General features: G+C 42.5%; 12 protein-coding genes. 2 read left to right on the top strand and 10 right to left on the bottom strand.

Annotated elements, in window-relative coordinates; all coding sequences use genetic code 11:
• Nucleotides 1-273 precede the first annotated feature (273 nt).
• Nucleotides 274-1602: an MATE family efflux transporter gene (locus WJP93_RS11115; RefSeq protein WP_337548346.1), complete on the top strand. Its 1329-nt coding sequence runs from the start codon at nucleotides 274-276 to the stop codon at nucleotides 1600-1602.
• Nucleotides 1603-1651: 49 nt separating this feature from the next.
• Here the strand turns inward: WJP93_RS11115 and WJP93_RS11120 are convergent, their stop codons facing one another.
• Nucleotides 1652-2407, bottom strand: a complete 756-nt coding sequence (locus WJP93_RS11120; RefSeq protein ID WP_227102111.1) for a class I SAM-dependent methyltransferase — start codon at nucleotides 2405-2407, stop codon at nucleotides 1652-1654.
• Between the two features lie 545 nt (nucleotides 2408-2952).
• Here WJP93_RS11120 and WJP93_RS11125 point away from each other — a divergent pair.
• Nucleotides 2953-3645, top strand: a complete 693-nt coding sequence (locus WJP93_RS11125; protein WP_337548348.1) for a hypothetical protein — start codon at nucleotides 2953-2955, stop codon at nucleotides 3643-3645.
• 71 nt (nucleotides 3646-3716) lie between these two features.
• Here the strand turns inward: WJP93_RS11125 and WJP93_RS11130 are convergent, their stop codons facing one another.
• The 9 genes from WJP93_RS11130 to WJP93_RS11170 all read right to left on the bottom strand — a co-directional run bounded on the left by WJP93_RS11130 (nucleotide 3717) and on the right by WJP93_RS11170 (nucleotide 15295).
• Nucleotides 3717-5087, bottom strand: a complete 1371-nt coding sequence (locus WJP93_RS11130) for an MATE family efflux transporter (protein WP_337548350.1) — start codon at nucleotides 5085-5087, stop codon at nucleotides 3717-3719.
• Complete coding sequence (locus tag WJP93_RS11135; protein WP_337548352.1) at nucleotides 5078-6748, bottom strand: DEAD/DEAH box helicase; 1671 nt, start codon at nucleotides 6746-6748, stop codon at nucleotides 5078-5080. The genes WJP93_RS11130 and WJP93_RS11135 overlap by 10 nt, the downstream gene beginning before the upstream one ends.
• Nucleotides 6749-6803: 55 nt before the next feature.
• A complete protein-coding gene (locus WJP93_RS11140) occupies nucleotides 6804-8009 on the bottom strand; it encodes an aminotransferase class I/II-fold pyridoxal phosphate-dependent enzyme (protein ID WP_227101060.1) in 1206 nt (401 codons plus the stop codon).
• Nucleotides 8010-8116: 107 nt separating this feature from the next.
• Nucleotides 8117-9148 (bottom strand): dipeptidase, encoded by a 1032-nt coding sequence (locus tag WJP93_RS11145; protein WP_337548354.1) that lies wholly within the window; start codon nucleotides 9146-9148, stop codon nucleotides 8117-8119.
• A 38-nt stretch (nucleotides 9149-9186) separates the two neighbouring features.
• Nucleotides 9187-10344 (bottom strand): SEC-C domain-containing protein, encoded by a 1158-nt coding sequence (locus WJP93_RS11150; protein WP_337548355.1) that lies wholly within the window; start codon nucleotides 10342-10344, stop codon nucleotides 9187-9189.
• Between the two features lie 37 nt (nucleotides 10345-10381).
• Nucleotides 10382-11074 carry a tRNA (N6-threonylcarbamoyladenosine(37)-N6)-methyltransferase TrmO gene (gene tsaA, locus WJP93_RS11155; protein ID WP_227101035.1) on the bottom strand — a complete coding sequence of 231 codons (693 nt, stop codon included), beginning with the start codon at nucleotides 11072-11074 and terminating at the stop codon, nucleotides 10382-10384.
• Between the two features lie 164 nt (nucleotides 11075-11238).
• Entirely contained in the window at nucleotides 11239-11829 is a 591-nt protein-coding gene (locus tag WJP93_RS11160) for a VanZ family protein (RefSeq protein ID WP_066560628.1), read from the bottom strand.
• 100 nt (nucleotides 11830-11929) lie between these two features.
• Nucleotides 11930-13300 (bottom strand): uracil-xanthine permease family protein, encoded by a 1371-nt coding sequence (locus WJP93_RS11165; protein ID WP_066560630.1) that lies wholly within the window; start codon nucleotides 13298-13300, stop codon nucleotides 11930-11932.
• Between the two features lie 21 nt (nucleotides 13301-13321).
• Nucleotides 13322-15295, bottom strand: coding sequence for an ABC-F family ATP-binding cassette domain-containing protein (locus WJP93_RS11170; protein WP_337548358.1), 1974 nt, complete (start codon nucleotides 15293-15295; stop codon nucleotides 13322-13324).
• Nucleotides 15296-15323: the final 28 nt, after the last annotated feature.

Raw genomic sequence — 15323 nt, forward strand, 5'->3', positions numbered from 1 at the left:
ATTTTAAATACATAACTCAACAGTATAGCATCTTTTCCTGTTTGTCAAGCTTGACATCTCTCTTTATTTTTGCTATTCTATGTTGGTACTAAAACCGGATTCCGGCCGTGGACTTTTCATAAAGACTAATTAAATTAAGATATCTTTATTTTTCGCCACACAACAATACTACGTTCTCTGTGTTCCCGTATTTGTTGTGCGGTATTTTTTGCGCAGCAAAACCAATAAATGTTTTCGTGAGAACGCTTTAAAGCAGAAAGGAGTTCTTTTTTTATGGATCAAACTTACATGAAGCAAAAACCAGTGTTGCCGCTTGTAGTTTCTATGGCACTGCCTATGACTCTGTCTATGCTTGTCAATTCTTTGTATAACATTGTTGACAGCATCTTTATCGCAAAAATAAGCGACAATGCCATGACAGCACTCTCTCTTGTTTATCCAATTCAAAACTTGATTACGGCAATCACCGTTGGCTTTGCAATTGGAACAAATGCTGTTATTTCCATCCACCTTGGTGCTGGAAATAAAAAAGAAGCCGACCGTGCTGCCTCACTTGGCACATTATTAAATGCATTTCACGGACTACTTCTTATGATTGTCTGTCTAACCTTTATTCGCCCTTTTTTGGAGCTGTTTACAACTGATCAGGACGTGATATCTTTAGGTATTCGTTATGCAAGAATCACCCTTAGTTTCTCAATTCCGATTGGAATTTCAATATCTCTTGAAAAAATTTTTCAGGCAACAGGACGCATGAAGGTTTCGATGGTTGCCATGATGGCAGGCTGTATCGGAAACATTATTTTGGATCCACTTATGATCTTTGGCATCGGACCTTTTCCAGCGATGGGAATTGAAGGTGCTGCAATTGCAACTGCCATTGGACAAATGCTGTCTCTTGTAATTTACCTTGTTTTCTGCGTGGTTCGTCCACTGCCTGTAACATTTTCTCTTTCCTGCTGCAAGCCAAGCAAGCAACTATTACTTCGCCTTTATACTGTCGGCATTCCTGCCACATTAAATTTGGCGCTTCCTTCACTGCTTGTCTCCACATTAAATGGAATTTTGGCTGCATATTCCCAGTCATATGTGCTTGTTCTTGGTGCCTACTATAAGCTCCAGACCTTCCTTTATCTGACTGGAAATGGTGTTGTTCAGGGAATGCGTCCGCTGATTGGCTACAATTATGGTGCAGGTGAACATGCCCGTGTAAGGCAGATTTTCTTTGATTCTCTGATTCTTATATCTGGTGTCATGGTAATCGGTACTGCACTTTGTCTTGCTATTCCAAGCTCCTTGATCGGACTTTTCACCTCTAATTCAGAAACGATTCGCCTTGGCGCTTCTGCTCTTCGCATTATTAGCATTGGCTTTATCATCTCTTCGATTTCTGTTACCGTTTCCGGTGCACTCGAAGGACTCGGAAAAGGCGCTCCATCACTTGTGATCTCACTAATGCGCTATATAATTATCATCATTCCAGCTGCGCTTATTTTAACTAGATTTTTTGATGCAAATGGTGTATGGCATGCTATGTGGTTGACTGAGTTTATTACTGCCGCTGTTTCATGCGTAATCTATCAGAAATTCATAAGAGAGTGACCGCGGGGACAGGGACAGTGGCCGAATTAATGTCCCTGTCCCCATGGCTTTAATACTTTACGGCGCGAAAACGTATTCTCACATAATCAATGTACCAGCTGCCGTCATGATATAATTTTTCTTTTGATTCTGCTTCGGCTTCTGCAATGATCTCATCTTTTAATGCTTCATCCATTCCTTCAAACGGTGCCTTATCAAACATATTTACCCAGTCTTTAAAGCCATCTTCTGTTTTCTGCTTTGTTGGACGGTCAAAAAGTACCGCATATTCAACGCGAAAACCTGCTTCTTCTAAGAGTGGTGCATATTCTCCAATAGTTGGAAAATAAAAGACTCTTGGATAGACTAGGCCTCTCTTTGCAAATGCGCGCTCTAACGCAGCGTGAACGGTCTCTGCACAGCCATTTCCGCCAAACTCACATACAAGCTCACCGCCTGTCTTTAACTGTCCAGCGAGATGACACAACATATGAGGGTGCATCGAAGCATCAATCCAATGGAACACTGCATTGGAAAAGATCGCATCCAATGGTTCCTTAAGATGAAAGCTGCATGCATCGCCTTGCAAAAATGTCATATGCGGATATTGTGCTTTTGCAATTTCAAGCATTGCCTCTGATGCATCCATTCCAATTACCTTATAGCCTTTTTCCAAAAGTTTTACACTTAATGCTCCATTTCCACAGCCTAAATCAAGCACAGCAGCTCCCTTTGGACTCTTTAACAGACTGACAACATCCTCGCCATATTCATGTACAAATGAAAAATTTTCCTTATAGCCTTTTGCATCCCAGTTTATATTCATGGTACACCTCTCTTTTTGTATTTCTTTGTTTTGTTTATGCCTGCCTCCCCTTTTATTTATTATATCGCTTTTCCACATTACGGCAAGATGCAGATTTCTCGAAAGTACAGCTTATGTCGAATCCTGCGTTCTATTTTTCTTGCTTCTTGGCCTTTTTTCTGGTATTACTGTAAATACGACAAGAAAGCAAAAGAAACGGAGACAAAACAAATGCGGGATATTCCAAAATTTGACTCCAGAGAAATCGGTCAGAACCTGCGCTCATTGATGAAGCAGCACGATATGACTGTAAAAGACCTTCAGAAAATATTAGGACTTTCCTGTCCGCAAACAATTTACCACTGGTTGAACGGTGATTCTGTTCCCACTATTGATAATCTCTACAATTTAAGCCATCACTTTGATATTTGCATTAATGAACTACTTATGGGACACTGCCCGAAAGTTTGATTTTTTTGTTGCAAATCAGTAAGACTATGCTATACTTAAAAATGGCTTGTCTGTACTGCAGATGGGTACTCTATTCAATACAAAAGGATTTTTTTATGAGCGCAATTTTTACAAAAGACTTTTTTACTCACATGTACCGAAGAAAAAATTTCGTTCCCCGTCTGCTTCTGGTGCTTTTCGCTGTTATCCTTATGGGGTTTTGCCTGTCCTGGCTTGTTTTATGTGACATGGGCACCGACCCTTGTACAATGATGAATCTGGCAATATCAGATAAGCTTGGTATGGCAATTGGTGACTGGCAGGCATTTATGAACATTGTTCTTCTTATTTTTGTTATCATTTTTGGCGGACGAAACTTAGGCTTTGGAACACTTGCCAACATGTTTCTTGTTGGTTACTCTCTGCAGTTTTTCTCTTGGCTTTGGGGAATTGTTCTTCCGGCTGGTGTTGTCACAGATGGCGTTTTTACTTCCATGACAGTGCGCATCTGTGTACTGTTTCCTTCGCTGATCTGCTTTATTTTCGCGGCTGCACTCTATATGGATGTTGATCTTGGAACTGCGCCGTATGATGCTGTTCCGTATATCATCTGGAACTCACTGAAAAAGAAAGCTTCTTCTATTCCATTTCGCTTTGTGCGCATGGGCTTCGACATCTTTGTCGTAATAATTGCATTGATTTTTGGCGGCAAGCTTGGAGTGGTCACAGTACTCATGGCTTTTGTACTTGGACCAGTCATTGAATTTGTCGGAAACCTTCTTCAAAAAGTTATCGAGATTGATGAATAAAACGTCATAAAAAATGGGTACCCACAGGTTTCATTTTCCTGTGGATACCCATTTTGTTGTATAATAATCTTTTAATTTGCCTGTCCTTCTGCCGGCATTTTCTTAAATTGCCTAAGCACAAGTATGATAGCAAGCACACCTGCAACACCATCCGAGATCGGGCCGGCAAACATGACACCTTCTATTCCAAATGCAAGCGGCAATAACAGTACAAGTGGGATCAAGAAGATGATCTGTCTTGTCATGGAAATGAAAATTCCCATCGGTGCCTTTCCGATTGAAGTGAAGAAGTTTGCTGTCAGCGGCTGAATACCATTTAAGAACGTACAGAACATGAAAACGCGGAAGTATGATACTGCAAATTGCTCATACAGCTCATCACCACTTCCAAACAGCGCCGTAATCTGACGCGGAAATATCTGAAATCCTGCAAACGCAATGACGGCAATTATGGTTGCCACTGTTGCTGCCAAACGATATGTTTTCTTTACACGGCTGTACTGAGCTGCACCGTAGTTAAATCCAATGATTGGCTGTGCACCCTGTGAAATACCTATGACGATTGACAAGAACACCATGTTTACCTTAGAGCCGACGCCAACTACTGCAAGCGGAATATCGCTTCCGTAGATAGACAGCGCACCGTAGTAACGAAGCACGTTGTTCATAACAATCTGCGTCACAAAGATTGCCAGCTGATTAAAGCAGGCTGCCATACCGAGCGCCATAACCATTTTCAAGAAACGCGGCTTTGGCATAAAATCATGCAGCGAAAGCTTTACTGTATGGAATTTTGGCAGATAACCAAGCACTAACATTGCTGAGAAAAACTGTCCAATAATAGTAGCCCATGCTGCACCTGCGATGCCCCACTTGAATACAAAAATGAACAGTGGGTCAAGAATCGTGTTGATGACTGCACCTGCCAGTGCGGACAGCATAGAATACGTTGGCTTTCCGTCAGCACGAATCAGATGAGTTCCGCCTGTTGTCAATACAAAGAACGGCATTCCAAGCGATGTAATTCCTACATATGTCATTGCATAATCCATAACATACTCTGTCGCACCAAACACCGTGATCAGCGGACGAAGAAAAATTCTTGCCACAATACAAATGATCACACCGGCAATTACCAGACTTCCAAACGCGGTTCCTGCGATTTTTTTCGCATTCTCCTCATGCTTTCGTCCCATTTCAAGATTAAAATTAGATGCTCCACCGATTCCAAGCATCAGACCGACAGCTGTGGCAAGTGTTGTCAGCGGAAATGCAACATTTGTTGCCGCATTTCCATACATGCCAACGCCCTGACCGATAAAGATCTGGTCTACGATGTTATACAGTGCTGATACCAGCATACTGATGATCGACGGAATCGCAAATTTCACAAGCAGTTTGCCAAGCGGCGCACTACCAAGTGGATTTTGTCTTACTTCCATTTCTTTGCCTTTCCTGTCTTCTTATCAATATCGTTCTTTTTGAAAGTGCGCTCCTTTCCAAACAAGCCCTTTGATTTCTTCTCAGACTTGTCTGATCTTTTTCTGTCACTTCCCTTTTTTTCAAATTTCTTATCCGATTTTTTATCAGACTTTTTATCAAATGCCTTGTCAGACTTGCGCTTTCCTGGACGGTGTTCACGCATCATATCAAGAACGTCTTCGTCAGTTTGTCTGCTGCGGCGGCCTTTGCCTTCGCGCCTGTCATCATCACCGCGTCTGTCGTCTCTTCTGCCGCTTCTTCCGCCCTTTCTCTCAGCACGCTTCTTTCTCATCTCTTCGATATAATTTTCTGCTGGAATTTCTTCCATGTCATCTCCAAGATGAAGCTTTAAGAAACCTGCACAAAGCTCCATTGCCGTGATATTCTCCTCTTCGATCTTGTCCTCTACCTTCTTTTGAAGTGATGACAGATCATTATTAGAAATCACTTCCATAACCTGATCAAAGATCTGGCTTGCCTTTGCCTGTGTGATATCTGCAACAGACGGAACCATTCTAGGCTTGATCTGTGTATTGCAGATACGCTCAATATCTCGGATACGGTAGATCTCTCTTCCGACAACAAGAGTGAAGGAACGTCCCTTTCTTCCTGCACGTCCTGTACGTCCAATACGATGAACATAATACTCTACATCCTGTGGAATATCAAAATTAAATACAGCTTCAACATCATCCACATCGAGACCTCTTGCTGCAACATCTGTTGCAATAAGGATTTCTGTCGTGCCATTTCTAAAGCTGTTCATAACCTTATCACGCATCATCTGGCTCAAATCACCATGAAGTGCATCAGCAAAATAGCCTCTTCCCTTTAAGTTCTCGCAAAGCACATCTGCCATATGCTTTGTGTTACAGAAAATCAAAGAACGCTTTGGATTGTAATAATCAAGCAAACGGCATACTACCTCTTCCTTGTTCTGTCTTTGTACCTCATAATAGTACTGCTTGACAAGTGGAATAGTCAGTTCCTTTCTCTCGATCTGAATCATCTGTGCATCCTTCTGGTAACGGCCAGTGATACGAAGAATCTCATCCGGCATTGTTGCTGAAAACAATGCCGTCTGATGATTCTCTGGTACACCTGCAAGGATAGTCTCAATATCCTCTACGAAGCCCATGTTTAACATCTCGTCAGCTTCATCCAGCACAACCATGCGGATGCCCTCAAGCTTAAGCGTATGTCTTCTCATATGATCCATAACTCTTCCCGGTGTTCCAACAACAATGGACACCTTTCCGCGAAGAGAACGAATCTGTTTTTCAATATCCTGTCCTCCGTACACCGGAAGCACTTTTACACCCGGCAGATATTTTGCGTAGCGGCGCAGCTCATCTGCTGCCTGGATGGCCAGTTCTCTGGTCGGGCAAAGCACGATTGCCTGCACGCGCTCATCTTCCGGGTCGATCATCTGAACAAGCGGAATACCAAATGCCGCTGTTTTTCCAGTTCCGGTCTGTGCCTGTCCAATGATGTCACGTCCTTCAAGCAGTGCCGGAATAGCAGACTGCTGAATTGGTGTCATCTCCTCATATCCGATCTCTGTTACGGCGCGGATAATCCTCTCATCAATTTCAGAATTCTCGTATCGAATTGCTTCCATTCTAATAACCTTTTTTGCTGCCTCTTGACAGCTAATCCTCTCTAATTAAAATATCTTACTTTGCGTTAAATACATATTTATCCAGACGATCCATTGCTTCCTTTACTAACGCATGCGGAACTGCAAGATTCATACGGATCGTATTTGGATTCATAAACGGTCTTCCGTCCTGCCATACAACGCCAACTGCAATTCCGGCACGGATCAGATCATCCATAGTCATCTCTGGATGCGCTTTAAGCCAGCCGCTGCAGTCCAAATATAGCATGTAGGTTCCCTGTGCCTTTGCTACAGAAACACCTTCAAAATGTGTTGTGATATATGTATATGCATAATCAACGTTTTGTGTCAGAACTTCGCGAAGTTCATCAACCCACTCAGCACCTTCCTTTGTATAAGCACCCATCAGTGCACTGATAGAAAGAACATTTGCACTATTGTAATGACTGCACTTTTCTGCTTCCATCAAACGGTCACGCAGATAGCTATTGTATACAATGTGGTAGGATCCTACAAGACCTGCCAGATTAAATGTCTTTGACGGCGCGTAGAAAGCAAAGGTATGTTCATGAGCATACTCATTCACGCTTTGTGTCGGGATATGCTTATGACCCTCTAAGGTCAGATCAGACCAGATCTCATCTGAAATGACAAGACACTTATTCTTTTCATAAACTTCCATTGCCTTCTCAATCTCTTCACGCTCCCATACACGGCCACACGGGTTGTGAGGAGTGCAAAAGATTGCCAGATGAATATGATTTTCCTTAAGCTTCTTATCCATATCCTCATAATCCATGCGCCATACACCCTGCTCGTCCTTCTTTAATGGACTGTAAACGATCTTTCGTCCCATGTTAGTGATGGTTCCGATAAATCCAATGTATGCTGGTGAATGAAGAAGAATTGCCTCACCTGGTGCTGTAAATGCCTGCAATACAGAAGACACACCGCCAAGCACACCATTTTCATAGTCAATAGCTTCCTTTGGAATATCTGTTACACCATTTCTAGTTTTCTGCCACTCTATAATAGATTCACTATAAGCATCCTTGATATCAAAATAGCCGAAAACCGGATGTGCCAGACGATTCTGTATTGCCTCAATAACGCTCGGTGCTGTTGCATAATTCATATCTGCAACCCACATCGGAATCTTAGAAAAACCTTCTTTAATTTCGGCGTTGTCAAAAGGAATCTTGCTGACTGCAATTGCTCCTGTTCCTTCGCGGTTTAAAATTGTTGTAAAATCATACTTCATGCTCATCTTTTTGTCTCTCCATTCTTTCTCTTTTTTCCTCAAATAATCCCAATTTGCACATTCCCTGCTTTTTTACTCAAAAGCCCCTCATGTTTTTTGCCTACAGCTTACTCAAATCTTGGGCGCATCGTTTCTTTCATTACGCGAAGCACGTTGCCTGATGCAATCTTATCAATCTGGCGCGGTGTAATTCCTGCTTTTTCAAGCGCTTCAAATAAAAGTGTAAGCTGTCCTGGCTCTCCGACCTCGAGATTTCCCCCGATACCATCGAAATCGGTACCAATGCCAACGCAGTCTTCTCCGCCAATTTCGATAAAGTGCTTTACATGACGCACCATATCGCTTATGCGGCTTGTCTTGTTTCCCTGCGTATCATCCAGAAATGCCGGTGCAAAATTGATTCCTGAAACGCCGCCTTTTTGGGCAAGCAGACGGATCATATCATCCGTCAAGTTTCTTGGATGCGCTGCAAGTGCGCGGCAGTCTGAATGAGTGGCAACAAATGGCTTTTTTGAAATCTTTGCGACATCATAAAAGCCTCCGTCTGACAGATGAGATACATCTACCAAAATGCCAAGCTCATTCATGGCTTCTATGGCTTCCTTACCAAATGCGCTAAGACCCTTAGACATAATCTTTGGATCACGCGAGTTTGGCGCACCAAAACAGTTTTCAAAGTTCCATGTAAGCGCAATTGCGCGTACACCAGTCTTTGCCAACTGTTCAAGACGGTCAAAGCTGCCGTTTACCATACGGCCATCCTCAATTGTAAGCACACCAGAGATAAGACCCTGCTCCTTATTTTTCATCACATCGTCAAAACAATATGCCTGACGAATAACATCCTTGTGACCCGCAAAGGAATCCTTCATCAGACTGACAGCCTTTGAAAACAATTCCTCATCCGGCGGCATCTCTGGACGACCCGCCTGTAATCGTTTTTCACGCTCCTGTGGTGTGAGCATTTCTGGACGTGGTGGAAAAAATACAGCAAAGAACTGGCACAGCACATTTGCCTCTGCCATTCTTTTGATGTCCAGCATGGCATCTGGCATGTCATATATGTCATTTACGCCTTTTCCCAAGCCATGAAGCAATGTGTCACAATGCATATCCGCATATTGGTAATGTAAGCTCATATTAAACCTGCCTTTCTTTTATGTTGCCCGGTAGTTAATTATTTATTTACTCTTCCGCAGCACTTCTTATATTTCTTGCCGCTTCCGCACGGACAAAGATCATTTGGATAGATCTTCTTTCCGCCGATGCGGTTTTTTACGATTGGCATAGAAGAAGTTACAATCTCTGAAGCGTTTGCAATCTTCTTCTGACGTGATGGATCTGCCTTCTGTGCCTCTACGGTTGTAAAGCCTCTTGTCTCTGGCATTCTTGTATTATTATACATATCCATCATAACTGTGATGAAATCGCTCATCAGCTCCTCATTTTCCTCTGTCAGTCCAAAGCGCTCCATCTCAGCAAAGATGTCTTTTGGCATTGCACCATGGCGCATGATTAATTGGATATGAGAACCGATCACTGCTGCCTCGTTTTCCGGACGGCCAAGACGAACCTGAATGAAACGGCAGAATGCAGCGTAAGATGGTGTCTTTTCTACATAGTACGGATCTGCATAGCGAAGCAGTTCGCTCTTTGCCGGAATGTAATAGCTCATTGCACCCTGACGCTCTAAAAGCTGATGATAATCAACAACCTCGCCTTCCTTCTTTGTGCGATACTCCTCGCTTAAAATATATCCGCCCTCAAAAAAGTACATCTGCTGTCCGCGAACTGCTTCACGATCCTTTAACCAGCTCTCAAGCTCTGGTCTTTTTGCATTCATTCCTGTCTGACCATTTACGATAGACAAGAATGTTGTGATATCAATTGCACGATACAGGTTTACACATGCCATCAAATACTCATCAAACACATTGATACGTGATCTCTTCTGTGCATACTCACTGTCTGATTTAATCTCATTATATACTGCAGCAGTTTCAGACGGTACTACAACAACACCATCACCTGTTACAAATACAACTGGAAGATTTCTCCAATAATAGAAGCGGCCAGACTCCTCTGCAATAACAACGTCTTCTGCCATTGCAAGCTCTAATTCCTCAATCTCCTGCTTTCCTGCTGCAAGAAGCCATGCAGTAAGAAGCTCCTTATCTAACAGCTTTGCAGACAAAGCATCGATAATTTCCTGCTTCTTCGCCTTGGATAATACTTTTACCTCAAGTACCTGTGTCATCTGCTTTAACTCTGCAATGGTGTGCTTTCCAAGCACCTCTGCCAATGTATATACCTTGTTTTCACTCTGGTTCTTCATAATACTTTAACTCCATTCGATTTTTTACTTTTGTCGCTCAGCGAAAAATCATACCGCTTGCGCGCTCCTCTAACTCGCATACGGTAAGCACCTGCCCTTTTACGTGGAAACGCACGTCAAATCCGGCGAAGTCTACGCCGTAACGTCTTGTCTCGTCGCGCTGGTAGGCCGGGCGTGGATCCTGCTTTAACACATAGATCACTGCCTCCCTCTTCTCTTCTGGAAAATGTGCCAGAAGATGAGCTGGGAATGAAACTTCAAGCTCATAATCCTTCACTGCATCAGAAAAGCCGCCCTTTGCGTCTGGGTGACTGTCCGTAAATGGGATATACGGCTTGATATCGTAGATTGGTGTCTGATCCATCAGATCGACGCCTGCTACATAGAGCATCGGTCCATTCTTCTCATCGAGGACAACTCGCTCTAATTTTACACAGGAAAGACCAATATCGTTTGGACGAAACGGAGATCTCGTTGCAAAAACTCCCATTCTCTTGTTGCCGCCAAGTCTCGGTGGCTTTACGGTAGCCGACCAGCCTTCTCTGTGATTCTCACTAAATGACCACAAAAGCCAGATGTAGCTGTACCCGTCCAATCCGTACACACCTTGAGGATTGCGATACTTCGGCTCAAATGTAATAACACCCTTTAAGGACTCTACAAGTCCGCTCTGTCTGGGTATTCCGAATTTCGTTGGAAAATCGGTCTGTATTTTTGCTATAATCTCCATCTACTTTATTCCTCACTGATACCCACGAATTGCTCCATGATGATACAACTCTGGTATTCTATCAATTATCCTGCATTTTTATCTCTACCAAAAATAAGCTGCCGCATAAAACGGCAGCTTACTTTATTATATGGCGAAAGTATGGTTTTTGTCAATCGGTTTCACTAGTTAAATACTCTCCAGTTATACAAAAGAAACAAGCCCAGAATTCCTCCAAACATATAGATTACAGGTTCGCTTTTCTTTATTTCCACACACTTTGTTCCCGCATTACGAAATATAAGCGAAAATACCTTCCAACAGCAGTATCCAACCAAAGTTCCCAGTGTATTCATCAGTAAATCATCAATGTCTGTTGTCCTTATATTGAATAGCTGACAGATTTCTATCGCCAACGACATCAAAAATCCCATCAAAACTACTTTTTTTGCATTTCTGAAATTTTTCCAGATAAGCGGCAGTAAAAATCCAAACGGCATAAACATAATAATATTTAAGATATATGTCATTGCACCTTCGGAAGAAATTGGAATCAGATTAATACTGTTATCCAGCTTGCCATAAGCAATCAAATCCCAAATTGTTCCAATTCCTGCGGCTTCCTGCACTGCAAGATACCCGTAAAACAGATAAATATAAATCCAGATAATATGTCGTACCTTGTACGCTTTATCTGCTATCATTCCTTTATTCCAAATCAGCCATACCGTTCCCGGCAATAAAAAACAAACTAGTGAATATATATAATATTGCATTCTCATTTCCTCCTGTTTGCTTTTTATTATATTGTTTTACTCATTAAGATTCAATTCGGTAACGGATTAAGATTTCATTAAGAACATTTAAAAAGACTCCTTAAGCATGAATACCGCGATTCTCATCGCCCTTCTCATTCATTCCAAACTCATAATCATTGCCTGGAAGAATTGCATTCAGAACAATACCTGCGATTGCTGCAATTGCAAGACCTGTAAGCGTAATGGAAGCTCCGCCGATTGTAAATGTAAGTCCACTTGAAAAGCCCAGTCCACTTACTAAAATCACAGCTGCGATAATCAAATTTCTTGACTTTGTAAGGTCTACTTTATTTTCAACAACATTTCTGACACCTATTGCAGAAATCATACCATACAGCATAAATGAAACTCCACCGATAATCGCAGACGGAATAGATGCAATAATCTCTGATACCTTCGGGATAAAGCTTAAGATTACTGCAAAAATAGCTGCAATACGGATAACGCGTGGATCATATACCTTGGAAAGTTCAAGTACACCAGTATTTTCTCCGTATGTTGTGTTAGCCGGACCTCCAACAAGTGCAGACAGAGACGTTGCAAGACCATCACCTACAAGAGTGCGGTGCAGACCCGGATCTTCGATAAAGTTTTCTCCAACAGTTGCAGAAATAGCAGACATATCTCCTATATGCTCCATCATTGATGCAATTGCAATCGGTGCCATTACAAGAATAGCAGTCAGGTCAAATTTACATAACTGAAATGGCGGCAAACCTACCCATGAAGCCTTAGATACCTCAGTGAAAGTTAAAATAGCAGATCCGTCTGGATTTTTTACGCCAAGTGCATTTAAAATCAGCGCAAATACATAGGAACCTACAACGCCGAGAAGAATCGGAATGATCTTAATCATTCCCTTACCCCAGATGTTTGCAATAATAATAATTGCAAGTGCAACAATTGCTAAAAGCCAGTTCTGTGATGCGTTAGTAACAGCACTTCCTGCCAGTGAAAGACCAATTAAAATGATCATTGGTCCTGTAACAACAGGAGGCAAAAATCTCATTACTTTTCTTACACCAACAATCTTTACGATCAGTGCAAGAATTAAATATAAAAGTCCTGCAACAACAATTCCTCCACACGCATACGGAAGCTTCTCACCCATCGTCATATCAGCAAAAATGCCTGTATCAAGCGCTGCAACAGCTGAAAATCCACCCAAAAATGCAAACGAAGAACCTAAAAATGCAGGAACCTTCATTTTGGAGCACAGATGGAAAAACAGCGTTCCAAGACCTGCACAGATCAGCGTTACCTGAACTGAAAGTCCCTCTCCCTCAAAATAAACATTTGTCAGGATCGGAACAAGAATCGTTGCTCCAAACATTGCAAACATGTGCTGTATTCCAAGCAGCAGCATTTTCGGGATTCCGAGCGTTCTGGCGTCTCTGATTCCCGTAGTTTTTTGTGATTGCTCACTCATACCAAGTACCCTCTTCCTTCTTTATTTAGCTAAGGACTCCTCGAACGCATCGAGCTCGGCACTAGCCTGCTCCCATACTTCCATCAGTCCATTGAGCTCCTCTTCTTTAGCGTCGACCTTCTTTTGTGCCTCCTGCAGCTTACTGTAGCTTGCTGCAATTGCAGGATCATTTAATTCATCCTGTAACTTTGAAAGTGCCTCCTCACAAGCTTCAACTGCTGCCTCGGCCTTTTTGACCTTTGCAGATAAACGTGAGCGCTCCTTTCCCGGATTAGCATAAAGAGTCTTTGATGACGCAGATGCAGCTGTCTTATTTTTTTCCTGCTCTATAGCAAGCTTTGCTGCCGGTGAAACAGCTGCATATTTGCCAAAGCTTACCTGATCGTCCTTGTCAGCTGTCGCCTCCTCGTACTGCTCATAGCCAAACGGATAATATGTCGTTACACCGCCGTCAAAGCTTAAAATCTTATCTGCCACCTGACGAACAAAATAACGGTCATGTGAAACAAATACAAGTGTTCCCTGATAGCCCTTTAGCATCTGCTCTAGTGCTTCTTTTCCGACAATATCCATATGGTTTGTCGGCTCATCGAGGATCAAAAGATTTGGTTTTTTCTTTAAGATCTTACAAAGTGCCAGTCTCACGCGCTCTCCTCCGGAAAGCATGCTGACCTGCTTAAACACATCATCACCAGTAAAAAGGAATGCACCAAGAGCATTTCGCACCTCTGTCTGCGTCAGGTTCGGATATTCTGCCCAGTAGTCATCCATGACGGTGGCATCACTAGTATAATGTGCCATCTGCTGATCGAAATATCCAATCTGCACACGAATGCCATACTGATACTCGCCGCCAAGAGGCTGAATCATCCCCATCATTGTCTTTAAAAACGTAGATTTACCAAGGCCATTTCCTCCAACAATACCAAGCTTTTGACCTCTCTCAAGTGTAAGATTCACCTCTGAAAGAACACGGTCATATCCAATCTGAAGATTTCTGGCAGTAAATACTTCCTTTCCTGTCTCAACCTCAGGCTGGAAATTAGCATGAAATGCCTTTAGATCATAGCGCTGCGGCGGTGCAATCTTTTCCATATGCTCAATCTGTTTTAGCTTTGAGCGTGTCATTGCAACCTTTGTAGGCTTATTTTTAAATTTTTCTACAATCTCCATCAGACGCGCAATTTCCTTTTGCTGTGCCTGATAATCCTTTTCCTGCTTATCCCAGGCTGCTTTTTTCTGCTCCACAAAGGAGGTATAATTTCCACTGTAGCGATGTGTGATTCCATACTCAATCTCATATACTGTATCGACAATACGATCCAAAAATAATCTATCATGAGATACGATAACAACAGCCCTATTATACGCCTTTAAATAATTCTCAAGCCATTCAATTGTCTCGATATCAAGGTGGTTAGTCGGCTCGTCCAAAAGAAGAATATCCGGCTTTGAGAGAAGCATCTTGATAAATCCAAGCTTTGTCTGCTGTCCACCTGAAAATTCTCTAAGCGGCTTTTTCTTGTCAGCTTCAGTAAAACCAAATTTGCGAAGCATTGTCTCATACTCTTTTTCATAGTAGTAGCCGCCCATATCAGTAAACTGCTCCTGCATCTGGGTATAGATTCTGATATTTAACTCAGATGGATCTGATTCCATGATCTGGCGCTGTGCTTCTAGCTCACGCTGCTTTTCGCGGTACGGCTCAAACACCTTTCGCACCTCAGTCTCCATAGAAATTGTCTCATCTGCAAACGCGATCTGCTTTAAATAACCGATCACCGGATTTCCGCTCTTTGCGATATAAATATCCTCATCGCTGTCTCGCTTCTCAAGTGCAACCTCACCCTCAATCAGCTTTAAAAGAGTTGTCTTTCCGCAGCCGTTTCTTCCAACGACGGCAATTTTCTGTCCGGCGTTGATTTCAAAATTAATATTCGTTAAGATGGTGTTCGCCCCGTAGGAGACGGCACCATGATTAATCATGTATAACATTGCAAAACCTTTCCTGTACAACGTCTGT

Origin of the sequence: Anthropogastromicrobium sp. (genome assembly GCF_037349415.1) — a bacterium.
GTDB lineage: Bacteria > Bacillota > Clostridia > Lachnospirales > Lachnospiraceae > Anthropogastromicrobium > Anthropogastromicrobium aceti.